Raw genomic sequence first — 26300 nt, 5'->3', positions numbered from 1 at the left:
CTCTCTCACTGCGGTGTTCATAGGTCCCGGCTTTCGCCGGGATGACTCTGAGGGTGCTTCCGCCTAATTCGCGGAGCGTGATCGAGGGGCTCAACTGGGACATCCCGCTCTGGCTCGCCGCCCTGCTCGGCGGCCTGCTCGGGCTCGTCATCGGCTCCTTTCTCGCCACCTTGCTGATCCGCTGGCCGAAGGGCGAGCGGGCGCTGGCGGGGCGGTCGCGCTGCGATGCCTGCGAGGCTGTGCTGGGGCCGCTCGACCTGGTTCCGGTCCTGTCCTGGCTGCTCCGGCGCGGCCGCTGCCGGCGCTGCGGCGCGGCGATCGACAGGCGGCATCTGGCGATCGAGCTGGCGGCGGCGCTGATCGGTGTGGTTGCGGCGCTGGCCCACCCGCTGCCGCTGGCCCTCGTCACGGCCGGGCTGGGCTGGTGGCTGCTGCTCGCCGCCGCGCTCGACGTGCAGGAGCAGTGGTTGCCGGACCTGCTTACGCTCCCCCTGATCCTGCTCGGCTTCGCGGCCGCCTGGGCGGGGTTCGGGCCGCCGCTCGGCGAACGGCTCTGGGGCGCCGGGATCGGCTGGGCGAGCCTCGAGGCGATCCGCTGGAGCTACCGTCTCTCGCGCGGCCGCGAGGGGATGGGTGGCGGCGATCCGAAATTGTTCGCGGCGGCGGGCGCCTGGGCGGGCGTCTGGAACCTGCCCGTGATCCTGCTCTGCGCCGGCCTGCTCGGCATCGCCGCGGCTTTGACCATGATGCTGCGCGGGCAGAAGGTGGAGGCGGGAACGCGCCTGCCGCTCGGGACGTTGCTCGCCTTGGCCCTCTGGCCCGCCTGGCTGCTGGTCGCCATTCAGCCCTCAGCCATATTGGGCCTGCTATGAGGAAGGCTTAAGGGCGGCGTCGATCCCTAGCGGCGCCGCCCGCCTTTTTGGGGACATGTACCTGTACGTGTCCCCATTGCTTTTTCGGCAGCAGTAATAGGGACAGGTGCGAGTACCTGTCCCCGCCCGAATCGCCTTGCGCGCGGCCGGAAAAGCTGTGAACCTCCCAAGGCTAGCGACTCTTCGGGGAAGGGGAGGCGTTTTCCGCCGCCAATTCAATGCGATGAGCCGTCCGGATTCGCCCGCGCCCGTGTCTTATTTGAGTCACGTGCCGGTCATAGGCGGGGCAGGTTGTGTTCCCGGGGGAGGTTTCGTCATCGCATCGCGGCTCGCCTTGACCCCGCGCCCACGCCTGATCGTGCTGCTGCGCCGGCTGACCGTCTATTCTGCGGCCGAGCTCGTCCTGCTCGTGCTGATCGCGGTCCAGACGGCGCGGCTGATCTGGGTGCTGGTGACGCCGCTCGGCCCGGTCGGAGACTGGCGCGCCGAGAGCCAGGCGCCGCGCGCCAACGGGGCGGTGCTCGCTGCGTTCGACCCCTTCTTCCGCCTCTCGGCCGGCGGCCCCGTGGTCGTCACCTCGCTGAACCTGAAGCTCACCGGCGTGCGCGAGGACCGGGCGACCGGGCGCGGCTCGGCGATCATCCAGCTGCCGGACGGGCGCCAGCTCAGCTTCATGGTCGGCGAGGAGATATTGCCGGGCGTGACCCTGGCCGCGGTCGGCTTCGACAATGTCACGATCAGCCGCGGCGGCGCGCAGGAGCAGATCTTCATCGACCAGTCCCAGCCCGCCGCGGTCGCGGGCGGCGATCCGAACAGCACGACGCCGGTGCCGCCGGGACCGCCGCAGGTGGCGACTCCGCAGGGCCCGGCGAGCGTCGCGGGGCTGATCAACTTCACGCCGCGCATGGCGGGCCGCGGGGTCAACGGGGTGATGGTGACGCCGGGCAATGACGGCGGCCGCGCGTTCAGCGCCGCCGGCTTCCAGCCGGGCGACGTGATTGTGATGGTCAACGGCCAGCGCGTGACCTCGCTCGATCAGGCGCGCGCGGCCATGGGTGCGGGCGGCGTGGTCAACGTCATGGTGGAACGGGGCGGCCGCGGCGTGCCCCTGCAGGTGAGGCTCAATTGAAAAGACTGCTGCTGGCCCTCTTGCTGATCTTCGCGCCCGTTTCGGCGGCCTCGGCGCAGCATGTGCTGAACCTGAGGGACGCCGACATCCGGGCCTTCATCCAGGACGCGGCGCGAGTGACGGGGCGGACCTTCATCATCGATCCGGCGGTGCAGGGCCGCGTCTCGGTGGTGACCCAGCGGCCGGTCTCCACCAGCGAATATTTCGAATTGTTCCTCTCGACGATGCGCGCCAACGGCTTCGTCGCCGTGCCCGTGCGCGGCGGCGCCTTCCGCATCCAGCCGATCGCCGGCGCCGCGGCCAACGCGCCGGTCGGCGGGTCGCGGCGGAGCTCCTCCGCCTTCATCACCGAGATTTTCCGCGTGCGCCATGTCGAGGCGGCGCAGGCGGTCGAGAGCCTCAGGCCCCTGGTCAGCCGCGACGGCGCGATCACCGCCAATCGCGGCTCGATCATCGTCTCCGATTTCGCCGACAATATCGCCCGCATCCGCCAGGTGCTGGCGCGGATCGACGTCGACCAGAGCGCGACCCGGGTGGTCGGCCTGCAGAATGCCGGCGCCCGCGAGATCGCCGCGGCCCTGACCGAGCTTGCCCCCGACGGCGTCTCGGTGGTGCCGGTCGACAGCTCCAACGCGATCGCCTTCCGGGGCGACGCCGCCTCCGTCGCCAATCTGATCCGGATCGCCGAGGATCTCGACCGGCGCGCCGCCAATGGCAGCGAGATCCGCGTCGTCTTCCTCCAGCATGCCGATGCCGAGCAATTGCTGCCGGTGCTGCAGCAATTGCTCGGGCAGACTCCGACCCAGGCGCCGGCGCGCCAGCCCTCGCGCGGTCGGCGGCCGAGCACGACGGGCTCGCAGGCGGGCCGCCCGTCGGCGGCCAATGCCCGCGAGCCTTCGGCGCCAGCGCCCGTGGCGGCCGTGGCCGCGGCGCCGAGCGGCGCTACGCAGACAATCGGCCAGCGCAACGCCGTGGTCACCCGCTTCGAGGGCGCCAATGCGATCGTCATCTCCGCCGCGCCGGACGTGCAGCGCACCCTGGGCGAGGTGATCCGCCAGCTCGACGTCCGCCGCCAGCAGGTGCTGGTCGAGGCGATCATCGTCGAGATCGGCGACACCGCGGCGCAACGGCTCGGCGTCCAGCTCTTCCTCTCGGGCCTGCGCGGCTCGAACATCCCCTTCGCGATCACCAATTATTCCAGCATCGTCCCCAATATCGGCACGATCGCCGGCGCGATCGCCTCGCGCGAGCTGAGCGGGACCTCGACGACGATCACCACCGGCAACGGCTCGACCACGACCACGACGAACAATGGCAATTCCGACCTGATCGACGCGGCCGCCGCGCAGCTCGCCCAGATCAATGGCGGCCTGCTCGGCGGCGCGATCCAGAGCGGCAACGCGATCTTCGGCGCGATCGTGAACGCGGTCCGTTCCGACAACCAGTCGAACATCCTCTCCACGCCGTCGATCATGACGCTGGACAATGAAGAGGCCTATTTCCTGGTCGGCCAGGAAATCCCGATCACCACGGGCGAGGCTTTGAGTCCCAATTTCGACAACACTTTCCGCACCGTGCAGCGCCAGAATGTCGGCGTGACCCTGGAGGTGACGCCGCAGATCAATGCCGGCGGTACGATTAAGCTCGACCTGAGGATCGAGGTCAGCTCGATCGCCGGGCCGGTTTCCTCGAGCTTCCAGGACCTGATCCTCAACAAGCGTGAGCTGGAGAATACGATCACGGTCGACGAGGGCGAGATCGTCGGCATTGGCGGGCTGCTCGACGACAATGACCGGCGCACGCTCGACCGCGTGCCCTTGCTCGGCGACATCCCGATCCTCGGCAACCTCTTCCGCTCGCGCGGGCGCTCGCGCTCGCGGACCAATTTGATGGTGTTCATCCGCCCGACCATCCTCAGGACCCGCGAGGATGCGCAGGCGATGACCGCGCGGCGCTACAATTATGTGCGCGGCCACCAGATCATCGCGACGCCGAACCGCGAGCCGACGCTCGACGAGGTCGTGCGCGACTATCTCGGCACGACGCCGCCGGTCGCGCCGGACAGCCCGCGCCCCGGTGACCAGGTCGTCGCGCCGCCGCCGGCCGCGCCGGCCGCCGCAGAACAGCTGCCGCCGCAGGAGGCCCCGGCCTTCCGGGCGCAGCCGCAATGAGGATCGCCCGCGGCGAAACCGGCGAAGCGGCGGTCGTCGTGGCCGAGATCGTCGAGGCGCCGACCGTCGAGGACGGCACCCTGCTCGCGCGCGTGCCCTATGGCTTTGCGCGGCGGCATGGCCTGCTGCCGACCGGCGAGTCGGACGGCAAGCTCGACGTGGCGATGCGCGAGGGCACCGATCCCGGCGCATTGATCGAACTGCGCCGCTATCTGGCGCGGCCGTTCACGGTGCACCGGGTAGACGGGCCGGCCTTCGACCGGCTGCTCTCCGATCTCTATCCGTCGGGCACGGAGGCGGCGGCGGACGCGGCCGGCTCGATGGGCTTCGACGGCGATCTCGGCCATCTCGCGGCGGCGCTGCCGAGCGCGGAGGATCTGCTCGACACGTCGGACGACGCGCCGGCGATCCGGCTGATCAACGGCATCATCGCCGACGCCGCGCGGCAGGGCGTCTCCGACATCCATATCGAGCCCTATGAGACCGGCCTCGTCGTGCGCATGCGGATGGACGGGGTGCTGCGCGAGACGCTTCGGATGCCGCCGCACGTGGCGCCGGTGGTGGTCAGCCGCATCAAGGTCATGGCCCGGCTCGACATTGCCGAGCGGCGGCTGCCGCAGGACGGGCGCATTGGCCTCACCCTGGGCGGCAAGCTGATCGACGTCCGCGTCTCCACCTTGCCGAGCCGGGCGGGCGAGCGCGTCGTGCTGCGCATCCTCGACAAGGAAAATGCGGGCATCGACCTCGAGATGCTCGGCATGACCGACAAGACCGACGCCCTGCTCCGCGCCGCGCTCGCCGAGCCCAACGGCATTGTGCTGGTGACCGGCCCGACGGGCTCGGGAAAGACGACGACGCTCTATGCCGGGCTGAAGCTCCTGAACGACGGCAGCCGCAACATCCTCACGGTCGAGGACCCCGTCGAATATGCCGTGGACGGGGTCGGCCAGACCCAGATCAACCCGCAGGTCGGGCTGACCTTCGCGACCGGGCTGCGCGCCATCCTGCGGCAGGACCCGGACGTGGTGATGGTCGGCGAGATCCGCGACCGGGAGACGGCGGACATCGCCGTGCAGGCGGCGCTCACGGGTCATCTCGTGCTCTCGACCGTGCACACCAATGACGCGATCGGGGCGATCACGCGCCTGCGCGACATGAAGGTCGAGCCCTTCCTGATCGCCTCGACCTTGCGCGCGGTGCTGGCGCAGCGGCTGGTGCGGCGGCTCTGCCGGGAATGCCGCCAGCCGGTCGAGGCCTCGGGCAGCCTGCAGGGCCTGCTCGGGATCAAGCCGGGGACGATCGTCTACGAGCCAAGGGGTTGCCCGGCCTGCAACAACAGCGGCTACAAGGGCCGGATCGGCCTGTTCGAGGCGGCGCGGGTCGACGACGAGATCAGGCGGCTGATCAACCAGGGCGCGGACGAGGGCGCGATCGCGGCCCATGCCTTCAAGCATAGCGACACGCTGACCGAGGCGGCGCGGGCTCTGGTCCGCGAGGGGGTGACCAGCCCGGAGGAAGCGGTGCGCGTGTCGCGGCACGAGGCGGCCGATGCCTGACTTCGCCTATGTCGGGCTGGACACGGCCGGGCGCGAGAAAAGCGGCCATGTCCGCGCGGATACGAGCGAGGAAGCGCGCGCGACGCTGACGCAACGCAAACTCTATGTCGTGAAGCTGGAGCCGGCGGTGGAGGTGGCGGGGACGCGGCTCGTCTCCCGCGCCAGCCTGTTCTCGCGCCGCAAGATGGGGGTGAAGCAGGTCACCCTCTTCACCCGCCAGCTCGCCACCCTGGTCACGGTGAGCCCGCTCGAGGAGGCCTTGCGCACCGTCTCCCGCCAAGCGGAGCGCGAGGAGGTGCGCCGCGTGCTCGGCAATGTCCATGCCGGCGTCGTCGAGGGCCTCAGGCTCTCCGATGCGATGGCGCGCGAGGGCGGAAGCTTCCCGCCGCTCTACCGGGCGATGGTCGCGGCCGGCGAGGCCTCGGGAACCCTGCCGCAGATCCTGGAGCGCCTCGCCAATCTGATGGAGCGGCAGGCGCAGGTGCGCGGCAAGGTGCTCTCGACGCTCGCTTATCCGATCATTCTCGCCTTCTTCGCCGCCTTCGTCGTCTTCGCGCTGATGATCTTCGTGGTGCCGAAGGTGGTCGAGCAGTTCCAGGACGTGGGCCAGCAACTGCCCTTCCTGACCCGGGCGGTGATCGGCCTCTCCAATTTCCTCGCCGCCTGGTGGTGGGCGCTGCTGCTCGGGCTTGCGGTCGGGACCTTCCTCTGGATCCAGGCGATGAAGGACGAGGGCTTCCGGATGAAGTTCGACCGCTTCCTGCTGCGCCTGCCTCTGGTCGGGCGGCTGATCCGCGACCTTCACGCGGCGCGGATGGCGCGGACGCTCTCGACGATGGTGGCGAGCCGGCTGCCCCTGCTGGAGGGGCTGAAGCTGACCACTGAAACCGTACACAACCGCGTGCTGCGCGCTGCTTCGGCCGACATTGCCGAGACGGTGCGGACCGGCGGCAGCCTTTCGGGTGCGCTGCGCAAGGCCGGCATCTTCCCGCCCTTGCTCGTCTATCTCGCCGCCTCGGGTGAGGCCTCGGGCAAGCTCGACGTGATGCTGGAACGCGCGGCGGACTATCTCGAGCGCGAGTTCGACGCCTTTACCGCGACTGCGCTTTCCCTGCTGGAGCCGGCGATCATCATCTTCATGGGCGCGGTGGTCGCGCTCATCGTGCTGTCGATCCTGCTCCCGATCCTGCAACTCGATACTCTGGCTGGTAATCTCTGATGCGCAAGTTCCTGCTCAATCGTCTCCGTTCCCGTCTCCGCCGCCGGCGCGAGGAGGGCTTCACGCTCGTCGAGCTGATGGTGGTGATCGTGATCATCGGGCTGCTCGCCACGGTGGTGATCATCAACGTGGTGCCGGCGCTGGATACCGCGTCCGAGACCAGGGCGAAGGCCGATATCGAGATGATCGACCAGGCGGTGCAGCGTTACTATCTGGACAATCGCCGCTATCCGACGACCGAGGAAGGGCTGGCCGTGCTGCAGCCTTATTTGCGGCGGGTGTCGCAGGACCCCTGGAACCGGCCCTACACCTATGCGGCGCCCGGACCGAACGGGCGGCCTTATGCGATCTCCAGCCTCGGCGCGGACGGCCGCGCGGGCGGCAGCGGAAAAGATGCCGATATCGTCAGCAACTGATCCGGCGACCCTGCTCAGCTTCGGGGGGGAGGGCTGGCTGCTCATTGAGAGCGGCGGCGTCTCCGTGCGCGGGGGGCCGGACGACGTGCCGGAGCTGCCCGCAGGCGCGCCGACGGCGCTGGCTGTGCCGGGCGCCGAGGTGGCGATCCACTGGCTGGAACTGGCCGAGGGGCTGACCCAGGCGCAGGCGGCGGCCGCGGCCCGGCTGATGCTCGCCGATGCCAGCGCCGAGGGGCTCGGCGACATGCATGTCGCAATCGGTAGAGCGGAGCGTGGGCTGACTGCGGTCGCGCTCGCGCCCAATGCCAGCATGGCGCTCTGGGTGGCGGGCGATCCCGACCTGATCGTCCCGACCCATGCGCTGCTCTTGCCGCCCGAGGAGGGGCTGGTGCGCCGCGACGCCGGCGCGGTGCCGGACTATCGCGGGATGGCGGCTTCGTTCAGCGTCGAGCCCGATATTGCCGAATTGCTGACCGGCGAGGCGCCGGTGCGCGCGCTCGACGAGGCGGAATATGAGGCTGGGCTACCGGCGGCGCTGGCTGCGCCCCTGGTCAACCTGCGCCAGGGCCCCTGGGCGCGCCGGCGGCAGTGGATTGTTGACGTGACCGCCACGCGCCGGATCGGCTGGCTCGTCCTCTCGCTGGCGATGCTCAGCCTCGTCGTGCTGCTCGTCCAGATCATGCGCTACGCGCAGGCCGCCAGCGCGATCGAGGAGGAGGCGGCGCGGATCGGCGCACGGGCGCCGTCGGGCGACAGCAGGCCGGGGCTGACCCCGCTCGCCGCCGTTTTGTTCGGCGCGATCCAGGCGGTGCCCAATGTCGAGCTCGGGCGCCTCGAATATCGCGCCGACGGCACGCTCTCGGCGACCGTCACGACGGACACGCCGGCGACCCTGCAGGCGCTGCGCCGGCAGATCGAGATTGGCGGTCTGCAGGTCCAGGAAGGGACGGTGCAGCCGCAGGGCGCGCGGCCGACCGCCGAATTGCTGCTGAGGGCGTCATGAGCTGGTGGATGGAACGGAGCCGGCGCGAGCAGAGGCTGATCCAGATCGCGGCTTTTCTCGCCGTGCTCGTGCTGGGCTGGCTGCTCGTCGTGCGGCCGCTGCTGGATTCGCTCGACGCCGCCAGGGCCCGCCATGCCGCGGCGGTGGTCGCGCTCGGCGAGGCCCGGTCCCGCGCTTTGCCAGGCAACGCCCCCGGCGCGCCGGCGGCGGGGCCGGTGGACGCGCTCGTCGCCCGCACCGCCAATGAGGCGGGTTTCACCAATGCGCGGATCACCAGCCAGGGCGCGGAGCGGGCGAGCGTCGCCGTCGAGGCGGCGCGGCCGCAGGTGCTGTTCGGCTGGGTGGCGCGGCTGGAGCAAAGCGGCCTGCGCATCGAGCGCCTGCTGGCCCGGACCAACAGCGACCGCACCATCGCCGCCGAGCTCACCGTGCGGAAGAGGGGCGGCTGATGCGCATCCGCCTGCCCGTGAGACGCACCGTCTTCTTCCTCGCGGCGCTGACCGCCGCTTTGCTCGTGCTGCTGCCCCTGCGCCTCGCCGCCGGCTGGTTCGACCTTGGCGGACGCGGCCTCGCCGCGCGCGAGGCCGAGGGCAGCCTCTGGTTCGGCCGGCTGCGCGAGGCGCGGCTCGGGCCGGTGATCCTCGGCGACGTCGACGCGCGGCTCAACCTGCTGCCCTTATTCCTCGGCCGGGCGCGGCTGTCGCTGCACCGGGACCCCGATGCGGGCGGGCCGTTCGACGGCGCGATCAGCGTCAGCCGCAACGCTTTCGGGCTGGAGGATCTGACGGGGCAGCTGCGCACCGGGGAGCTGTTCGGGCCGCTGCCGATCACGACGCTCGACCTCACCGACGTCAGCGTCCATTTCGAGGGCGGCCAGTGCGAGAGCGCCGAAGGCCAGGTCCGCGCCGGCCTGTCGGGCGAGCTGGCCGGACTGCCTTTGCCGACGGCGATCGGCGGCACCCTGCGCTGCCAGGCGGGCGCCGTTTTGCTGCCGCTGGCCGGCCAGTCGGGGATGGAGCAGGTCAATATCAGCGTCGAGGCGAGCGGGCGCTGGCGGGCGGAGCTGATCGTCCGCGCGACCGATCCCGCGACGATCCAGCGGCTCACCGCGGCCGGCTTCACGCTCGGCCCCGGCGGCTATGTGCGGCGGATCGACGGCTCCTTCTGACCAGCCGAGTTGAGTCGCCGGAAAGAAGCCGCCTTCCGACCGTTCCTGCCGCGTAACGTCGACAGGAGAGAGCCATGAAGTTCATTGCCTTCGCGGCCGTCGCTCTGCTTGCCACCGCCCCGGGCCTCGCCGCGCAGCGTCATCGCGCCCTGGCCGGCGGCGATCCCGACCTCGATCTCACCGTCCGCCCGCGGGCCGACGCCAGGACCGTCGAGCCAGGCCGCGACGACAATGTCTATCTCCCCGGCCTGACCGAGCGCGCCGACGCGGAGAGCGCCGCCGACATGAGAAATTATAAAGGGCAGGGCGGCCCGCTCGAGGACAGCCTCTATCCGCCCTGCTCGGCGCGGGTAACCGACCGCTGCATCCAGCTCCCGCGCCCGCGGCGCTGATCCTCGCATGATCGTTCCCGGGCCGGTACGCCGAGGCGACGGGCCGGCAGGGCGGGCGGAGCATCGCCCTCGCGCGTCGCCGGTTTGATCCATGTCAGGCGGAGGGGCTTGATGGCGGCTGTCCTGCGGCCGCCCGGACTGCAACGGAGATCGACATGAAGAAACTCCCGATCGCGGCGGCGGCGCTGCTTTTCGGAACCTCGGCCTATGCCATGGTGCCGTCGACCGAACCCACCGGCGTGGTGGTGGACAAGGATCCCTATACCGTCATGGGCACGCAGGCGGGGACGACTGCGCTCAGCGCGAGCGACGGCGCCTTCAAGCTGCAGCCGGCAGCGGCGGACTGGTGGGATAAGGCCGAGCCGGTCGCCTATGTCGCCGATGACGCCGCGCTTAAGGACGCGGAGCTGACCGACAAGGCCGATGTCGCCCTGGCCTCGTCCGACGATTTCGCGACGACCGACGAGGAATGGGACGCGATCGCGGCGCAGAAGGCCGTGGAGGAAGGCGAGCCCGCGCTTGACTCGGCGATCGTGGAGCCTGACCCCGTCGCCAGCGAGACCAGCGCGCTCGACGAGGAGCCGGTGCCGGTCGAGAATGGCGTGGGCGGTCCCTATCAGGGCGTCGAGACGGCCGCGACCGACGTCACGCCGCGCGCGGCGTCGCAAAACTATCCGGCCTGCCGGCCGGGCCCGGGCGACGATCGCTGCATCCAGCTCTATGAGCCGGGCGTGCGCGAGGAGCTCGCTTCCTGGAACCAGCCGACCGGCGGCTTCGCGGACACGCAGATGGCCGCTGCCGACAGCACCTCGGAAACCGAGCGTCTGAACCAGCTCGCGCTGGCCGACAGCACCAACGCGCTGCAGAATGTGCAGATGGCGGCCGCCGGGCCGATCGAGACGGCTGACGAGGCCGCGCTCGAAACCGCCGAGGCGCAGGCGCAGGATGCGGCGCTGATCCAGCAGGCGTCGTTCGAGGACGAGGCCACGGCCGACATGGCTGTGGACGAGGACCTGGCCGACGAGGAGCCCGTCGAGGTCTGACCCGCGTCGTCATTGCGAGACCGCGAAGCGGCGAAGCAATCCAGTCTCTGTGCTGGATTGCTTCGCTGCGCTCGCGATGACGTCAGCCGGCCGGCGGGGCGGGCGCCTTGTCGGCCAGCCAGAGGTTGAGCCTGGCGATGCTGCGCTCGAGCGCGCGGACGATCGCGCGCACCTGCTCCGGGTCGTTCTCCGCAATGGCGATCTCCGACAGCCACCAGGTGTCGGACAGCCATTCGTCGCCATCCTCCCGGTCGCTGACCGAGATGCCGAGATAGGCCTCCTCGGCCTCCACCCAAGCGCCATTCTCGCCCTGCTGGACGGTATGCAGGCGGACCTGCGCGGTCTCCTCGATATCGCCGAGCAGCACGTCGCGCGCCGCAGCGAGGAAAGGCTCGACCAGGTGCCAGTCCATCTTGGATTCGGCGAGAACCGCGAAGACCGCATTCAGGATCTGCTTCTGCGCGATCTGGTGGAAGTCGCCGAGACTGAGCGGGCCGTCCTCCGGAGGCCGCGGCTCTTCCTCCTCCTCGTCCTCGCCGGCGACATACCAGTCGGGATCGGGCACCTTGTCCGGCGCCGGATCGCCGGCGAGGGGGAGATCGGGCTGCGCCACCGGCTTTTCAGCGGATTCGTCTTTCTTCCTGGCCATGACGGCAGGGGCTGAGGCAAGCGGCGGCCCGGGTCAAGCGGCCTTTGCCGCGCGGCGCGGCCGCTTCGCGCCGTCGATCTCCAGGATCGCGTTCAGCTCCCCCCCGAGCAGGATGATGTAAGCGGTGAGATAGAGCCAGGTGAGGAAGGCGATCACGGCGCCGAGCGAGCCGTAGGTCGCATTGTAATTGCCGAAATTGGCGACGTAGAGGCCAAAGCCCGCCGTCCCCGCCAGCCAGACCAGGGTGGCGAGCACCGAGCCCGGCGTGATCCAGCGCCATGCCGCGCCCGGCCGGCAGGGGACGAAGCGGTAGACCAGAGCGAGCAGCAGCATCACGATCAGGCCGGCGCCGGCGATGAAGAGCAGGCGCAGGAAGACGGCGGTGACGCCGCCGAGGCCGGGCAGCAGGCTTTCGAGGAAGCTCAGCGCCGAGACGGTGGCGACGGCGAGCAGGAGCAGGAAGACGGCGCCAGCGGTCATGCCGAGCGCGGCGAGCAGGCGGCCGACGAAGCCGCGGCATTCCTTCACTTCGTAGACGATGTTGAGCGCGGTCATGATCGCGTCCGCGGCCTTGCTGGCGCCGTAGACGGCGACGCCGAGCGAGACGACGAGCGCGAGGCCGGTCCTGGCGTCGCTGCCCTGGGTCATCGCCTGCAACTGGTCGGCGACGATCGCGAAGGCGCTGGCCGGGAGGATCTCGGCGAGGCTGAGGATGTCGCGCGCCACCGTCAGCCGATCCGCGAACAGGCCGTAGCAGAGGACGAGCGCGGTCAGCAGCGGGACGAAGGCGAGGAAGGCGTAGAAGGCGACGCCGGCGGCGACGAGCGACAGATTGTCCTCGCCGGCATCCTTCCACGTGTCGCGCGCGATCCGTTTCCAGCCGACCGCCGGCGTCCAGTTTCCCATCGCGCGAAAAGCGGGCCGGCCGCTTTCCGGTTCCGGCGCCGCCGCGCTTTTCCCCCGCCGCCGCCGATGCTACCGCCGGGCGATGGACGAAGCCGCCTGGACCTTCTCGATCGACCGCGGCGGCACCTTCACCGATATCGTCGCCTGCGCCCCGGACGGAACCCGGATCGTGCGCAAATATCTGTCAGAGAATCCCGAGCGCTATGCGGACGCGGCCGTGCACGGGATCCGGGAGATTTCCGGCGGGGAGGCGGTGGGCAATGTGCGGATGGGGACGACGGTCGCCACCAACGCTTTGCTCGAGCGCAAGGGCGAAAGGGTGGCGCTGGCGATCACCGCCGGGCTCGGGGACGCCCTCCGCATCGGCTATCAGGCCCGGCCCGCTATCTTCGCCCGGCAGATCCTGCTGCCGGAGCCGCTCTACGGGACGGTGATCGAGGTCGAGGAGCGAGTGACGGCCGCGGGCGAGGTGCTGAAGCCGCTGGACCTGACGGCGGCACGGGCCGCACTGCAGGCGGCCCATGACGACGGCTATCGCGCGCTCGCCATCGTGCTGATGCACGGCTGGCGCTGGACCGCGCACGAGGCGGCGCTGGCCGCGGCGGCGCGGGAGATCGGCTTCACCCAGGTGTCGGCCAGTCACGAGGTCGAGCCTTTGATCAAGTTGATCGGGCGCGGGGATACGGCGGTGGTGGATGCCTATCTGTCGCCGGTGCTCAGGCGCTATGTCGACAAGGTCGTGGCGGGGCTGTCGGGCGCCGGGCGCCTCTTCTTCATGCAATCCAATGGCGGGCTCACCGACGCCGGGCGGTTCCGGGGGAAGGACGCGATCCTGTCCGGGCCGGCGGGCGGGATCGTCGGCATGGCGAAGACCGCGGCCGAGGCCGGCTTCGACCATGTCATCGGCTTCGACATGGGCGGGACCTCGACCGACGTCTCGCATTATGCAGGCGTCTATGAGCGGACCAGCGAGCGGGCGGTGGCGGGCGTACGCGTGCGCGCGCCGATGCTGGAGATCCACACGGTGGCGGCGGGCGGCGGCTCGGTCTGCGTCTATGACGGGCAGCGCTTCCGGGTCGGGCCGGAGAGCGCGGGCGCGGTGCCGGGGCCGGCCTGCTACCGGCGCGGCGGGCCGCTGACCGTCACCGACTGCAACGTCGTGCTCGGCAAGATCAGGGCCGAGCATTTTCCGCGCGTGTTCGGGCCGGACGGAGACCAGCCGATCGACGCCGACGCCTCGCTGGCGCGCTGCGCGGAGATCGCGGCCGAAGTGGGCAAGACGCCGCAGGAGGTGGCCGAGGGGTTCGTGCGGATCGCGGTCGACAATATGGCCAATGCGATCAAGCAGATCTCGATCGCGCGCGGCCATGATGTGACCCGCTATGTGCTGCAATGTTTCGGCGGGGCGGGCGGGCAGCATGCCTGCCTCGTCGCCGATGCTTTGGGGATCGACACGGTGATGATCCACCCGCTGGCGGGCGTGCTCAGCGCGCATGGCATGGGGCTGGCCGATCTGGTCGAGCTCCGGCAGCGGTCGCTGGGCGGCGGCGAGCTGGCGACGGTCCTGACGGAGCTGGAGGCCGAGGCGGTGGCGGCGCTGGCGGGCCAGGGCGTCGACGGGCCCGAGGTGCTGCGGCGGGCGGCCTTGCGCTACGAAGGGAGCGATACGGCGCTGGAGGTGCCGGTCTCCGGCGACATGCGCGGCGCCTTCGAGGCGGCGCATTTGCAAAGATTCGGGTTCATTGCGCCGGAGACGGCGGTGGTGGTGGAGACGGCGATCGTGGAGGCGCGCTCCAAATCCTCCCCGGCACGGGGAGGGGGACCGCGACGCGATAGCGGCGTGGTGGAGGGGCCCCCGAGCAAGTCACCGGGCCCCCTCGACCATCCTTCGGATGGTCCCCCTCCCCGTGTCGGGGAGGCGCTTTACGACCGCGCCTCTCTCAGCTTCGGCGACACCATCACCGGCCCGGCCCTCATCATCGACCCCTCCCAGACCACCGTCGTCGAGCCGGGCTGGCGCGCCACCGTGGACGCGCACGAAAACCTCATCCTCACCCGCGCCGTCCCCCGCGCCGCCGTCACGGCGTCCGCCGAGGCGGACCCCGTCATGCTCGAGGTCATGTCCAACCTGTTCATGGCGATCGCCGAGGAGATGGGGGTGGCGCTGAAGAACACGGCGTCGTCGGTGAACATCAAGGAACGGCTCGATTTTTCCTGCGCCCTGTTCGACCGCGAGGGCGACCTGATCGCCAATGCGCCGCACATCCCCGTCCATCTCGGCTCGATGGGCGACAGCATCAGGACGATCATCGCCGCGCGCGGCGAAGGCCGCGACGGACGGGGGATGAAGCCGGGCGACGTCTATGTGCTGAACGCGCCCTATCGCGGGGGCACGCATCTGCCGGACATCACGGTGATCCTGCCGGTATTCGCCAGCGATGCGGACGCGGCGCCGGCCTGGTTCGTGGCGGCGCGCGGGCATCATGCCGATATCGGCGGAATCGCGCCAGGCTCGATGCCGCCGGACAGCCGCTCGGTGCACGAGGAAGGCGTGCTGATCGACAATGTCCTGCTCGTCGATGCGGGCCGGTTCCTCGAAGGCGAGATGCGGGCGCTGCTCGCCTCGGGTGACTGGCCGGCGCGCAATCCGGACCGGAACATCGCCGACCTCAAGGCCCAGATTGCCGCCTGCCAGCGCGGCGCGAACGAGCTCCGTCGGGTGGCGGGCGAGTATGGCCGCGAGGCGATCGACGCCTATATGGCGCACGTCATGGCCTATGCCGAGGAGGCGGTGCGGCGGCTGATCGGGCGGCTCCAGGACGGGGCGTTCCGCTACGAGATGGACAATGGCGCCACGGTCTCGGTCTCGATCACGGTCGACAGGGAGGCTCGGTCCGCCGTCGTGGATTTCGCCGGGACCAGCGGCCAGCTCGCCGACAATTTCAACGCGCCTTATTCGATCTGCCGGGCGGCAACGCTCTACGTCTTCCGCACCCTGGTCGACGATCCGATCCCGCTCAACGACGGCTGCATGCGGCCGATCACGCTGAAGGTGCCCGAAGGCTCGATGCTGAACCCGCATTATCCGGCCGCGGTGGTGGCGGGGAATGTCGAGACCAGCCAGGTAGTGACCGACTGCCTGCTTGCCGCCACAGGCGCGCTCGCGCCGAGCCAGGGGACGATGAACAATTTCACCTTCGGCAATGCGCGCTATCAATATTATGAGACGATTGCGGGCGGCGCCGGGGCCGGCCCGGGCTTCGACGGGGCGAGCGCGGTGCAGACCCATATGACCAATTCGCGGCTGACCGACCCCGAGGTGCTGGAGACGCGCTTCCCGGTGATCCTCGAGCGCTTCGCGATCCGGCGCGGCTCGGGCGGGGCGGGCGCGAGCCGGGGCGGTGACGGCGCGGTCCGGCGGGTGCGTTTCCTCGAGCCGATGCAGGCGAGCATCCTCTCCAACCGTCGCCGCGTGGCGCCGCGGGGCGTCAAGGGCGGCGGCGATGCGGCGGCGGGGGTGAACCGGGTCGTGCGGACGGACGGATCGGAGGAATTGCTGACCGCCACCGCTTCGGCCGAGATGCGGCCGGGCGACGCCTTCGAGATCGAGACGCCGGGGGGAGGGGGGTACGGATGAGCTTCGACCATTACCTCCCGCTCGCCGGCATCCTCATCGTCGTCCTCGGCTTCGCGCTGAAGCTCAATCCGATGCTGGTGGTGACGGTCGCGGCGCTGGCGACGGGGATGCTTGCGGGGCTGCCGATCCAGGACGTGATCGCCCTGTTCGGCAAGGCGTTCACCGACAATCGGATCATCGCCATCGTCTGGATCGTGCTGCCGGTGATCGGCCTGCTCGAGCGCTACGGCCTGCAGCAGCGCGCGGCGATGGCGATCCGAAGGATCAAGGCGGCGACCGCGGGCCGGCTGCTGCTCATCTACCTGCTCGTCCGCCAGGGGACGGCGGCGCTCGGCCTCACCTCCATCGCCGGCCATCCGCAGACCGTCCGGCCGCTGGTCGCGCCGATGGCGACCGCGGCGGCCGAGGGGCAGCATGGCAAGCTCGACGAGGAGACCGAGGAGAAGGTGAAGGCCTATTCGGCCGCAACCGACAATGTCGGCCTGTTCTTCGGCGAGGACATCTTCATCGCGATCGGCTCGATCATCCTGATCCAGGCGACGCTCGCCACCTACAATATCGACCTGTCGCCGCTCGACCTTGCCAAATGGGCGATCCCGACGGCGATCGCCGCCTTCCTGATCCACGGCGCGCGCCTGCTGCTGCTCGACCGCTCGCTCCGGAAGCCGAGGCCATGATCCGGCTGGAGCATCTCTACATGCTCGCCGGCGCCCTGTTTGCCGGCTGGGCGCTGCTGAGCCTGCTCGACCGGAGCAACCGGAAGCGGCTCGGCAATGCGCTCTTCTGGGGGCTGATGGCGACGAGCCTGCTCGGCGGCTCCCATTTCACCGATTTCGGCAACGGCCTGATCGTGCTCGGCATGGTCGGCCTCGCCGGCTTCGGCTTCGTCGGCCGGGGCCACCCGAAGACGACCAGCGACGTCGAGCGCAAGGCCTTTGCCGAGCTGCGGGGCAACAAATTGTTCCTGCCGGCGCTGATCATACCCTTCGTCGCCTTGGCGGGGACCCTGCTCTACAATCATACGGCGCTTGGCCTGCTCGGCTGGTTCGAGGCGAAACGAGAGACCTACATCTTCCTCGCGCTCGGCGTTTTGCTCGCCCTGCTCGTCATCTTTGCCTGGCTGCGGCCGCCGGCAATCGCGCCGCTGGAGGAGGGCAGGCGGCTGATCGACGCGATCGGCTGGGCGGCGGTGCTGCCGCAATTGCTGGCCGCGCTCGGCGTCGTCTTCGCCGCCGCGGGGGTCGGCGGCATCGTCGGCGACACGACAAGGGCGGCGATCCCGGACGGCAACGTCTTCCTGACCGTGGTCGTCTACGGGCTGGGCATGGCCCTGTTCACGATGATCATGGGCAATGCTTTCGCCGCCTTCCCGGTCATGGCGACGGCGATCGGCGTGCCTTTGCTGATCCAGACCTATGGCGGCGATCCCGCGGTGATCGGCGCGGTCGGCATGCTGGCGGGCTTCTGCGGGACTTTGATGACGCCCATGGCGGCGAACTTCAACATGGTGCCGGCGGCGCTGCTGGAGCTCAAGGACAAGAACGGGGTGATCAAGGCGCAGATCGGCACCGCCATTCCGCTGCTGGTCGTCAACATCCTGCTGATCTATTTCCTGGCGTTCTGAGGATTCATGTCGCACCAGCTCACCCCCGAAATCGCCGGGCGCTTCGCGTCGATCGCGCTCGGCCATGTCACGCGCGAATATCCGCACAAGCTCGACCAGGTGCTGGAGGGGCCGGAGGATCTGCTGTCGCCGCGCCAACTGCACCCGATCTTCTTCGGCAGCTTCGACTGGCACAGCTGCGTGCACGGCTATTGGCTGCTGCTCAGGACGCTCCGGCGCTTTCCGGACATGCCGGTTTCTGTCCGGATCCGGACACTGGCCGACGAGATGCTCGCGCCCGACAAGGTGGCTGGCGAGCTGGCTTATCTCGACCGCGCCTATACGGGCGGGTTCGAGCGGCCTTACGGGTGGGGCTGGCTGCTGGCCCTGCACGGCGAGGCGCAGCGGCACGACGCGGCCTGGGCGGAGGACCTCGCGCCGCTGGCCCGGGCCTTCGCCAGACGGTTCCATAACTATCTGCCCAAGCTCACCTATCCGATCCGCACGGGCACCCATTTCAACACCGCCTTCGCCCTCATTCTCGCCCTGGAATGGGCGGCGGCGAACGACCTGGCGCTGGCGGCTCTGATCGGCGAGCGGGCCCGCGCCTGGTATCGCGAGGATCGCGACTGTCCGGCCTGGGAGCCGGGCGGGGACGACTTCCTCTCCTCGGCGCTGACCGAGGCCCTGCTGATGAAGCGGGTGCTGCCGCGCGGGGAATTCGCCGGCTGGTTCAATCTCTTCCTGCCCAGGCTTGCGGCGGGCGCCCCGAAGAGCCTGTTCACCCCCGCCTTCGTCTCGGACCGCAGCGACGGCAAGATCGCGCATCTGGACGGGGTGAATTTGTCGCGCGCCTGGTGCTGGCGGGAGCTCGCCGATGCGCTCGAGCCGGACCTCGCCGCCCTTGCGCAGGAGACGGCGGACCGCCATCTGGAGGCCAGCCTGCCGCACGTGGCCGGCGACTATATGGGCGAGCACTGGCTGGCGACCTTCGCCCTGCTGGCGCTGGAGAGCAGGAGCGCCGAATGAACGATCTCTATCTGAAGCTTGGCCGGGCCATGGCGACGAAGTGCAAGCCGGGCTTCCACCAGGCGGCCTTGCTCGCCGACATGGAGAAAGAAGGCGGCGACCTGAAGCTCACCTATTCGCTCGACGACGGCAGCGAGTGGGAGCCGGAGCTGTCGGAGGACGACCGGCACGAGCTGCGCGGCGTGCTGACCGAGGTCCGCCACGTCCAGGGCCAGGAGGACGGCAAGGTCTGGCGGACCTGCACGGTCGTGCTGACCCGGGGCGGCGGCTTCGAGATGGACGTGGGATACTAACTCCTCCCCTGCAAATGCAGGGGAGGATAACCTGTCGGCATGGTTTACAAATCCTTACCGCTTAACCATCGAAGCCCGCGGAAAACTGCGACTGGCCCGGGACTTGCTCTCTCGCGGGTATGAGCAAGCTGCGTAAATTCGGCCGCCTTTTCGTCATCAAGAACCGCTTCGAGGCCTGCGCCGTCATCTATGCGCTCGGGCTCGGCGCGATCGAGCGCGGCCTCCATTACATGCAGGTCTATCCGGGCTTCCCGGGCTGGCTGTTCATGGCTGCCTGCACCTGCGCCGTCTTCATGGCCGGCGCCAGGCTGCTCGAATTCACGCGCAAGGACAACAGGCAAAGGCGCCGGCGGTCCGACTATCTGGCGCCCGCTTATGCGGGCCCGGATGCTGACCGGCGGCACCCGCGGACATTGCCCGCCGCGGACCATCCGACCCTGATCTGAGCGCGATCTCGGCGCGGGCGCGTCACCCTTCGCCAACCCTTGGCGGAAATTCCCAACTAGCGGCGGACGCCGGGGCGTCCCCTCTTTCCCATTAAATCAGAAAATGGCGGATTTCCGCCAAAAAATCCGTTTGGCACGGCTCCTGCTAACCTTGTGGGCATCGAATTCACGAAGCCAACCAAGGTTCAAGGAGCAGTAAAATGACCAACGTTTCGCAGAAGATCCGCAAGACGATCACCGCCGGCCTGGGCGCCGCCCTGATCTCCACCCTGTTCGTCGTCGCCGCTGTCGGCCCGGCGACCACGGCCACCGCGATCACCACTCAGGCCCAAGCCTGAACACCCGGCGCGCGGCCGGAGCCAGAGGGTTCTCTCCCCCTTGGCCTTCTCTCCGGCCGCCGCCTCATCACCACCCCCAACCACAGCGGACGCAGCACCCGATGAGCATCTTCTCCCGCACCCGCGACATCATCGCCGCCAACGTCATCGACCTCGTCGAGCGGTCTGACGATCCGGCGAAGACGATCCGCGTGATCATCCTCGAGATGGAAGAGACGCTCGTTGAGGTGCGCGCCTCCGCCGCCCGGCTGATCGCGGACCAGAAGGAGAAGCGCCAGCAGATCGCTCGCCTCGCCGCTCTCGCCGAGAGCTGGACCGAGCGCGCGGAGCTGGCGCTCTCCAGGGACCGCGAGGATCTGGCCCGGCTGGCGCTGGTGGAGAAGGAAAAGCTCGCCGGCCTCACCGCCGAGATCGACGAGGAAGTCGGCTCGATCGAGCAGGCGCTGCGCAGCCTCGAGGCCGACATCGCCAAGCTGCAGGGCAAATTGCGCGAGGCGCGCGCCCGCCAGCATGCGGTGGCGACCCGGCTGGAGAGCGCCGAGAACCGGGTGCGGCTGCGCGAGGCCTATGCCGGCCAGCGCACCGAGGCCGCCTTCGAGAGCTTCGAGGCGCTGGAGCGCGAGGCGGATTATGCGGAAGGGCAGGCAGACGCGCTGCTGCTCGCCGCGCCGCCCCGCACGCTGGAGGAAGAGATTGCCGAGCTGCGCGTCGCCGACCGGGTCGACGCCGAGCTGGAGGCGATGAAGGCGCGGAGGCTCGCGGCATGAGCGCTTCAGGGATGATTGGCACCGACTGGACCGAGGCCGAGCGGCTGTGGCGCAGCGGCGCGGCGATGGACGAGAAGCTGGCCATGGTCGAGCGGGCGCTGGCCGCGCTCGGCGGCAAGCGGACGGAAGACAAGGATTTCGATGCGGCCCGGGGCCGCGGCGCAGGGAGGAAGAAATGAACGTGCGGAAGTTCAGGGTCGACAAGGCGAACGGCAAGATCGCGGGCGTGTGCGCCGGGCTTGGCGAGACGACCGGCGTGGACCCGAACGTGATCCGGATCGGCTTCGTGCTGGCCGGGATCTTCGGCAGCATCATCGCCGCGATGATCGTCTACGGCGTGCTCGCCATGGCCGGATCGCCGAGGAATGCGCGCTCCCGCGAGCGGGCCCTGGCCAGGGCCGACCGCAAGTTTCGTGGCGCGCCCGCGATGGACGAGCGGCTTCGCGCGCATGAGCGGCGGATGAAGGAGATCGACACGTTCGTGGCCGGCTCAAACAGCCGCCTCGCCCGCGAGATCGAAGAACTTCGCAACTGAACCAAGACTTCATCGGTACGGGAGGAAAAGATGAGTGATCCGATGACGACAATGACCGTGGCTGGAACGGCCTTGGCGGGCCTCGGCATCGCCACCTTCGCGGGCCTTCGCGGCTGGCAGGGCTGGCTCGAGGTGAGGCGGCTGGAGCTGGCGGCGAGCCGGCGCAGCGAGCCGCGCAGCCCCGCCGGCGACATGATCGAGGTGGCGGACCTCAAGGAACGGGTCCGCAAGCTCGAGGCCATCGCCGCGGTGGTGGACCTCTAGGTTTCCCCGAGCGGGAGGATCAGGCGCCCGGCCTGTTGCGTAACGCCGGGCGCCTCTATTCCCCGCCGGGCCGCGGCAGCGCGAAATAGACGCTGTCGCAAAGCTCGCCGCCGACCTGCCAAGTGCCCCTGGCGCGGTGGGTCTCGCTGAAGCCCAGGCGGGTCAGCAGGCCGATCGAGGCGCGGTTCCGGGGATCGACGTCCGCGACCAATTTCTCGAGGTCGTTCGTCGCGAAGATATGGGCGATCACGGCGGTCATCGCCTCGCGGGCATAGCCCCGGCCCCAATGGTCAGGATGCAGGATGAAGCCGATCTCGGGCAGCATGTAGCAGCCGGCCTTGCCGATGGCGCGGCCGTCCAGCTCGACGACGAAGTCGTTGCACGCCCCGGCGGACCGCTCGACCATCGAGGCCACCCAGTCCCGCGTCTCGTCCAGCGACGTGTGGGGCGGCGTCGACCAGAAGCGCATCGCGACGGGATCGCGCATGATGGCGTGGAAGGCGTCCACGTCGTCGAGCCGCGCGCGGCGGAGCAGCAGGCGCTCGGTGCGGATCATGGTCCCACCGTTCAGGGCGCCCCGATGCGGAGCTTCGTGGTGGCGCCGCCGGGCTCGACGACCCAGAGATCGCCGAAATCGGGATGGCTGAGCGGCGCCGGCCGGGTGCCGCCGAGCGCGGCGACGATGTCGGGGACGGTGTTGCTGTGGCCGACGATCAGCACCGGTCCCGGCTCGGCGCGGACACGGGCGATCAGGCCGGCCGTGTCGCGCGGATCGTAGATGGTGAGGTTAAGGCCGAACCGGGCCGCCGTCGGCGCGGCGGTCTGCCGGGTGCGCTTATAGTCGCTGACATAGATGGCGACCGGGCGGCGGGCGTCCTGGAACCGGTCGGTCTCCATCAGATCGGCGAGCGCGATGGCGGCGGCGCGGCCCTCGGGCAGCAGGTCGGGGTCGGACTGGCCCTCGGGCGTGTTCAGGTGCCGGACCACGTAGACGGGCTGGGCGGCCGGCTGGGCGAAGGCCGTGGCGGGGAGGAGGGCGAGCAGGAGGGCGATCAGGATGCGCATGCCCGTTTTCTGGCGGGCGGATCGCGCGGGGGCAAGTCATGTTTGCGCCCCCGGACGACGGGGAGAAATTGACTCGTCCCGGCGTTCCATCCAAGGGGACCGCGAGGCGACGCCGCCCCCACGACCGGCGCCAAAAAGGGACGACGCAGAGGATGACCAAGAAGAACGAGCGCCGTGGCAACAGGCCGGCGCTCTCGCTCCACGTCCCGGAGCCCAATGCGCGGCCCGGCGAGCAGCCCGATTTCAGCGGCATCGCGATTCCGGCCGCCGGCAGCGCCGTCCGGCCCGATGTCGCCGTGGCCGCCGCCGAGACCCATGCGCTCTGCTACACCCTGGTCCGCGTGCTCGACGACGACGGCAAGGCGGTGGGCCCCTGGGACCCGAAGCTCGACGCCGACAAATTGCGCCGGATCCTGCGCGACATGGTGCTGGTCCGGATCTTCGACGAGCGCATGTTCCGCACCCAGCGCCAGGGCAAGACCAGCTTCTACATGAAGGCGCTCGGCGAGGAGGCGGTGGCGGTGGCCGCGGCGCACGCGCTCGACGCCGAGGACATGTGCTTCCCGACCTACCGCCAGCAGGGCCTGCTGGTGGCGCGCGACTATCCGCTGCTCGAGATGATGTGCCAGATCTACTCGAACAAGGGAGACAAGCTGAAGGGGCGCCAGCTGCCGATCATGTATTCGGACCGGGAGAAGGGCTTCTTCTCCATTTCCGGCAACCTCGCGACGCAATACCCGCAGGCGGTGGGCTGGGCGATGGCCTCGGCGATCAAGGGCGACAGCCGGATCGCGGCGGGCTGGATCGGCGACGGCGCCACCGCGGAGGGCGACTTCCACAATGCGGTGACCTTCGCCGGCGTCTACCGCGCGCCCGTCATCCTCAACGTCGTCAACAATCAATGGGCGATCTCGACCTTCTCCGGCATTGCCGGAGGCGACCTCACCACCTTCGCCGCGCGCGCCGTGGGCTACGGCATTGCCGGGCTCCGCGTCGACGGCAATGACGCGCTCGCCGTCTATGCGGCGACGCGCTGGGCGGCGGACCGGGCCCGCTCCAATCTCGGCCCGACCCTGATCGAATTGTTCACCTATCGCGCCGAGGGCCATAGCACCTCGGACGATCCGAGCGCCTACCGGCCGCAAAATGCCGGCGCCGCCTGGCCGCTCGGCGACCCGATCGCGCGCCTCAAGCAGCATTTGATCGGCCTCGGCGAGTGGGACGAGGATCAGCACAAGGCGCTCGAGGAGGCGCTTTCCGCCGAGGTCCGCGCCACCCAGAAGGAGGCCGAAGCCAAGGGCACGCTCGGCAACGGCCATTATGAGAATGTGGACTCGATGTTCGAGGACGTCTTCGCCGATCTGCCCTGGCACCTCGCCGAGCAGCAGGCCGCCGCCAGGGCCGAGGTGAGGCGCGGCAAATGAGCGTGATGAACATGATCGAGGCGCTGAACAGCGCCCACAAGGTGATGATGGCGCGCGATCCCGACGTCGTCGTGTTCGGCGAGGATGTCGGCTATTTCGGCGGCGTCTTCCGGGTCACCGCCGGCCTGCAGAAGGAATTCGGCACCAGCCGCGTGTTCGACGCGCCGATCGCCGAGGGCGGGATCGTCGCGGCGGCGATCGGCATGGGCCTCTACGGCCTGAAGCCGGTCTGCGAGATCCAGTTCGCCGACTATATCTTCCCGGGCTTCGACCAGATCTTCTCCGAGGCCGGCCGCATCCGCTACCGCACCGCGGGCGAATGGTCGGTGCCGATGGTGATCCGCAGCCCCTATGGCGGCGGCATTTTCGGCGGCCAGACGCACAGCCAGTCGCCAGAGGCCTTCTTCGCGCACATGCCGGGGATCAAGACGGTGATCCCGTCCAATCCCTATGACGCCAAGGGCCTGCTGATCGCGGCGATCGAGGATCCCGATCCGGTCGTCTTCTTCGAGCCCAAGCGCATCTATAACGGCCCGTTCGACGGCTTTTACGAGCGGCCGGTGACTCCCTGGGCGAAGCATCCCGCGGCCGAGGTGCCGGAGGATTATTATACCGTGCCGCTCGGCAAGGCGGCGGTGGCGCGCGCGGGCGAGGCGGTGACCATCCTGGCCTATGGCACGATGGTCCATGTCGCGCTGGCGACCGCCGAGGCGGAGGGGATCGACGCCGAGGTGATCGACCTCAGGACGATCGTTCCGGTCGATATCGCGACGATCGAGGAATCGGTGAAGAAGACCGGGCGCTGCGTCGTCATCCACGAGGCGACGCGCACCGCGGGCTTCGGCGCCGAGCTGGCGAGCCTGGTGCAGGAGCGCTGCTTCTATCATCTCGAGGCGCCGGTGATCCGCGTCACCGGCTACGACACGCCCTATCCCCATTCGATGGAATGGACCTATTTCCCGGGCCCGGCGCGGCTTGGCCCGGCGCTCCAAGCTGCTCTGAAGGACTGACCGGATGGCCCGCTACGAATTCAAGCTGCCCGATATCGGCGAAGGCATTGCGGAGGCGGAGATCGTCGCCTGGCATGTGAAGCCGGGCGACACGGTGTCCGAGGACCAGCAGCTCGCGGACATGATGACCGACAAGGCGACGGTCGAGATGGAGAGCCCGGTCGCCGGCAAGGTGCTCGAGGTGGCGGGCGAGGTCGGCGACATGATCCCGATCGGCTCGGTGCTGGTGGTGATCGAGACGGAGGGGGAGGCCGCGGCCGGGGTGCCGGCGGCGGAGCCGGAGGAGCCGCTGGCGGACGGGATGAGCGAGATTCCCGAGGCGCTGGAACCGGTGGTGCCGCATGAGGACGTCAGCGCCGGGGAGCGCCGCGAGACCGGCGAGCGCCGCTCGGGCGAGGATCGGCGCGCCGACGACAGGGGCGAACCGGACCGGCGGCAGGGCGACTGGCGGGCGCCGCCGCCGCCGCGGGAAACGGCGCCTGCGCCCGCGCCGGCCGCTGCCAAGGCCGCTGTCCAGGCGTCGCCCGCCGTGCGCCAGCGCGCGCGCGATCTCGGCATCGACCTCGGCCAGGTGAAATATGCGGGCGACCGCGTCCGCCACGCCGATCTCGACGCCTGGCTGCTCTACAATGGCGGCAGCGTCGGCGGCGCCGCCGGCCCGCGCCGGCAGGACGAGACGGTGAAGGTCGTCGGCCTGCGCCGCAAGATCGCGGAGAACATGCAGGAGGCGAAGCGCCGCATTCCGCATTTCACCCTGGTCGAGGAATATGATGTCACCGCGCTGGAGCAGACGCGGGCGATGATGAATGCGGACCGGGGCAGCAATCCGAAGCTCACCATGCTCCCCTTCCTGATCACCGCCTTCTCGCGGATGTTCGCGCATTACCCGCAGATCAACGCCACCTATGACGACGAGGCGCAGGTCATCACGCGCCATGGCTCCGTGCACATGGGCATGGCGACGCAGACCCCGAACGGACTGATGGTCGCGGTGATCCGCGACGCGCAGAACCGGGATCTCTGGAATCTCGCGACCGAGGTCTCGCGCCTCGCCGAGGCCGCGCGCACCGGCAAGGCGACGCGCGAGGAATTGTCGGGCTCGACCTTCACCATCTCCAGCCTCGGCCCGATGGGCGGGATCACCTCGACGCCGGTGATCAACCGGCCCGAGGTCGGCATCGTCGCGGTCAACAAGGTGCGCGAGACGCCGGTGGTGATCGACGGCGAACTGGAAATCCGCAAGCTGATGAACTTGTCGCTCAGTTGCGACCATCGCGTCGTCGACGGCTGGGACGCCGCCGAGTTCATGCGCGACCTCAAGGGCCTGATCGAGAATCCGCTGAAACTGCTGTCGGGGCGCTGAGC

General features: G+C 69.6%; 28 protein-coding genes and 1 pseudogene. 25 read left to right on the top strand and 4 right to left on the bottom strand.

Annotated elements, in window-relative coordinates; all coding sequences use genetic code 11:
* The first annotated feature begins 77 nt into the window (after nt 1-77).
* The 11 genes from VEC11_RS12470 to VEC11_RS12420 all read left to right on the top strand — a co-directional run bounded on the left by VEC11_RS12470 (nt 78) and on the right by VEC11_RS12420 (nt 10969).
* The gene (locus VEC11_RS12470) at nt 78-872 is read left to right on the top strand and encodes a prepilin peptidase (RefSeq protein ID WP_464131751.1); all 795 of its coding nucleotides are present in this window, start codon (nt 78-80) and stop codon (nt 870-872) included.
* Nucleotides 873-1206: 334 nt separating this feature from the next.
* Nucleotides 1207-2001 carry a type II secretion system protein N gene (locus tag VEC11_RS12465; protein WP_464131747.1) on the top strand — a complete coding sequence of 265 codons (795 nt, stop codon included), beginning with the start codon at nt 1207-1209 and terminating at the stop codon, nt 1999-2001.
* A complete protein-coding gene (gspD, locus tag VEC11_RS12460) occupies nt 1998-4172 on the top strand; it encodes a type II secretion system secretin GspD (RefSeq protein ID WP_464131745.1) in 2175 nt (724 codons plus the stop codon). Before VEC11_RS12465 ends, gspD begins: the two co-directional genes overlap by 4 nt.
* Nucleotides 4169-5728 carry a type II secretion system ATPase GspE gene (gene gspE / locus VEC11_RS12455; protein WP_464131743.1) on the top strand — a complete coding sequence of 520 codons (1560 nt, stop codon included), beginning with the start codon at nt 4169-4171 and terminating at the stop codon, nt 5726-5728. Before gspD ends, gspE begins: the two co-directional genes overlap by 4 nt.
* Entirely contained in the window at nt 5721-6947 is a 1227-nt protein-coding gene (gene gspF, locus VEC11_RS12450) for a type II secretion system inner membrane protein GspF (protein WP_464131741.1), read from the top strand. The genes gspE and gspF overlap by 8 nt, the downstream gene beginning before the upstream one ends.
* Entirely contained in the window at nt 6947-7363 is a 417-nt protein-coding gene (gene gspG / locus VEC11_RS12445) for a type II secretion system major pseudopilin GspG (RefSeq protein ID WP_464131737.1), read from the top strand. Before gspF ends, gspG begins: the two co-directional genes overlap by 1 nt.
* Nucleotides 7341-8366: a type II secretion system protein L gene (locus VEC11_RS12440; RefSeq protein ID WP_464131735.1), complete on the top strand. Its 1026-nt coding sequence runs from the start codon at nt 7341-7343 to the stop codon at nt 8364-8366. Before gspG ends, VEC11_RS12440 begins: the two co-directional genes overlap by 23 nt.
* Complete coding sequence (gspM, locus tag VEC11_RS12435) at nt 8363-8815, top strand: type II secretion system protein GspM (RefSeq protein WP_464131733.1); 453 nt, start codon at nt 8363-8365, stop codon at nt 8813-8815. The genes VEC11_RS12440 and gspM overlap by 4 nt, the downstream gene beginning before the upstream one ends.
* The gene (gspN, locus tag VEC11_RS12430; protein ID WP_464131731.1) at nt 8815-9534 is read left to right on the top strand and encodes a type II secretion system protein N; all 720 of its coding nucleotides are present in this window, start codon (nt 8815-8817) and stop codon (nt 9532-9534) included. Before gspM ends, gspN begins: the two co-directional genes overlap by 1 nt.
* Nucleotides 9535-9608: 74 nt before the next feature.
* Nucleotides 9609-9926 carry a hypothetical protein gene (locus VEC11_RS12425; protein ID WP_464131729.1) on the top strand — a complete coding sequence of 106 codons (318 nt, stop codon included), beginning with the start codon at nt 9609-9611 and terminating at the stop codon, nt 9924-9926.
* 155 nt (nt 9927-10081) lie between these two features.
* Nucleotides 10082-10969 carry a hypothetical protein gene (locus tag VEC11_RS12420; RefSeq protein ID WP_464131727.1) on the top strand — a complete coding sequence of 296 codons (888 nt, stop codon included), beginning with the start codon at nt 10082-10084 and terminating at the stop codon, nt 10967-10969.
* Between the two features lie 82 nt (nt 10970-11051).
* Here VEC11_RS12420 and VEC11_RS12415 read toward each other — a convergent pair whose 3' ends face one another.
* Nucleotides 11052-11618, bottom strand: a complete 567-nt coding sequence (locus VEC11_RS12415; RefSeq protein WP_464131725.1) for a hypothetical protein — start codon at nt 11616-11618, stop codon at nt 11052-11054.
* A 33-nt stretch (nt 11619-11651) separates the two neighbouring features.
* Entirely contained in the window at nt 11652-12524 is an 873-nt protein-coding gene (locus tag VEC11_RS12410) for a YihY/virulence factor BrkB family protein (protein ID WP_464131723.1), read from the bottom strand.
* An 82-nt stretch (nt 12525-12606) separates the two neighbouring features.
* Here VEC11_RS12410 and VEC11_RS12405 point away from each other — a divergent pair, with 82 nt between their 5' ends.
* The 11 genes from VEC11_RS12405 (at nt 12607) to VEC11_RS12355 (ending at nt 21436) form a co-directional block, all read left to right on the top strand.
* Entirely contained in the window at nt 12607-16161 is a 3555-nt protein-coding gene (locus VEC11_RS12405; protein ID WP_464131719.1) for a hydantoinase B/oxoprolinase family protein, read from the top strand.
* On the top strand, nt 16158-16838 hold the full coding sequence (locus VEC11_RS12400) for a DUF969 domain-containing protein (RefSeq protein ID WP_464131715.1): 681 nt from the start codon (nt 16158-16160) through the stop codon (nt 16836-16838). The genes VEC11_RS12405 and VEC11_RS12400 overlap by 4 nt, the downstream gene beginning before the upstream one ends.
* Nucleotides 16835-17785 (top strand): DUF979 domain-containing protein, encoded by a 951-nt coding sequence (locus VEC11_RS12395; protein WP_464131712.1) that lies wholly within the window; start codon nt 16835-16837, stop codon nt 17783-17785. The genes VEC11_RS12400 and VEC11_RS12395 overlap by 4 nt, the downstream gene beginning before the upstream one ends.
* Nucleotides 17786-17791: 6 nt before the next feature.
* Complete coding sequence (locus VEC11_RS12390) at nt 17792-18793, top strand: DUF2891 domain-containing protein (RefSeq protein WP_464131710.1); 1002 nt, start codon at nt 17792-17794, stop codon at nt 18791-18793.
* Nucleotides 18790-19086 (top strand): hypothetical protein, encoded by a 297-nt coding sequence (locus VEC11_RS12385; RefSeq protein WP_464131708.1) that lies wholly within the window; start codon nt 18790-18792, stop codon nt 19084-19086. Before VEC11_RS12390 ends, VEC11_RS12385 begins: the two co-directional genes overlap by 4 nt.
* A gap of 119 nt (nt 19087-19205) precedes the next feature.
* Complete coding sequence (locus VEC11_RS12380; RefSeq protein WP_464131706.1) at nt 19206-19532, top strand: hypothetical protein; 327 nt, start codon at nt 19206-19208, stop codon at nt 19530-19532.
* 200 nt (nt 19533-19732) lie between these two features.
* Nucleotides 19733-19870, top strand: a complete 138-nt coding sequence (locus tag VEC11_RS12375) for a hypothetical protein (RefSeq protein WP_464131704.1) — start codon at nt 19733-19735, stop codon at nt 19868-19870.
* 101 nt (nt 19871-19971) lie between these two features.
* Nucleotides 19972-20637: a PspA/IM30 family protein gene (locus tag VEC11_RS12370; protein WP_464131702.1), complete on the top strand. Its 666-nt coding sequence runs from the start codon at nt 19972-19974 to the stop codon at nt 20635-20637.
* Nucleotides 20634-20816, top strand: coding sequence for a hypothetical protein (locus VEC11_RS12365; protein ID WP_464131700.1), 183 nt, complete (start codon nt 20634-20636; stop codon nt 20814-20816). Before VEC11_RS12370 ends, VEC11_RS12365 begins: the two co-directional genes overlap by 4 nt.
* Nucleotides 20813-21172 carry a PspC domain-containing protein gene (locus tag VEC11_RS12360; RefSeq protein WP_464131698.1) on the top strand — a complete coding sequence of 120 codons (360 nt, stop codon included), beginning with the start codon at nt 20813-20815 and terminating at the stop codon, nt 21170-21172. The genes VEC11_RS12365 and VEC11_RS12360 overlap by 4 nt, the downstream gene beginning before the upstream one ends.
* Before the next feature lie 30 nt (nt 21173-21202).
* The gene (locus VEC11_RS12355) at nt 21203-21436 is read left to right on the top strand and encodes a hypothetical protein (protein WP_464131696.1); all 234 of its coding nucleotides are present in this window, start codon (nt 21203-21205) and stop codon (nt 21434-21436) included.
* Between the two features lie 55 nt (nt 21437-21491).
* On the opposite strand, the gene VEC11_RS12350 is transcribed toward VEC11_RS12355, so the two are convergent.
* Complete coding sequence (locus tag VEC11_RS12350) at nt 21492-21992, bottom strand: GNAT family N-acetyltransferase (protein ID WP_464131694.1); 501 nt, start codon at nt 21990-21992, stop codon at nt 21492-21494.
* An 11-nt stretch (nt 21993-22003) separates the two neighbouring features.
* On the bottom strand, nt 22004-22501 hold the full coding sequence (locus tag VEC11_RS12345) for a histidine phosphatase family protein (protein WP_464131692.1): 498 nt from the start codon (nt 22499-22501) through the stop codon (nt 22004-22006).
* A 38-nt stretch (nt 22502-22539) separates the two neighbouring features.
* Between VEC11_RS12345 and VEC11_RS12340 the strand changes: the two are divergent.
* The 3 genes and pseudogenes from VEC11_RS12340 to VEC11_RS12330 form a co-directional block, all read left to right on the top strand.
* Nucleotides 22540-23745: pseudogene (locus VEC11_RS12340) on the top strand (thiamine pyrophosphate-dependent enzyme); the annotation flags it as partial.
* A 185-nt stretch (nt 23746-23930) separates the two neighbouring features.
* A complete protein-coding gene (locus tag VEC11_RS12335) occupies nt 23931-24935 on the top strand; it encodes an alpha-ketoacid dehydrogenase subunit beta (RefSeq protein WP_464132043.1) in 1005 nt (334 codons plus the stop codon).
* A 4-nt stretch (nt 24936-24939) separates the two neighbouring features.
* Complete coding sequence (locus tag VEC11_RS12330) at nt 24940-26298, top strand: dihydrolipoamide acetyltransferase family protein (protein ID WP_464131690.1); 1359 nt, start codon at nt 24940-24942, stop codon at nt 26296-26298.
* Nucleotides 26299-26300 lie beyond the last annotated feature (2 nt).

This window comes from Allosphingosinicella sp. (assembly GCF_035626655.1).
GTDB lineage: Bacteria > Pseudomonadota > Alphaproteobacteria > Sphingomonadales > Sphingomonadaceae > Allosphingosinicella.
The sequence above is the reverse complement of the archived record's forward strand: the minus strand, read 5'-3'. Positions and strand labels throughout refer to the sequence as shown.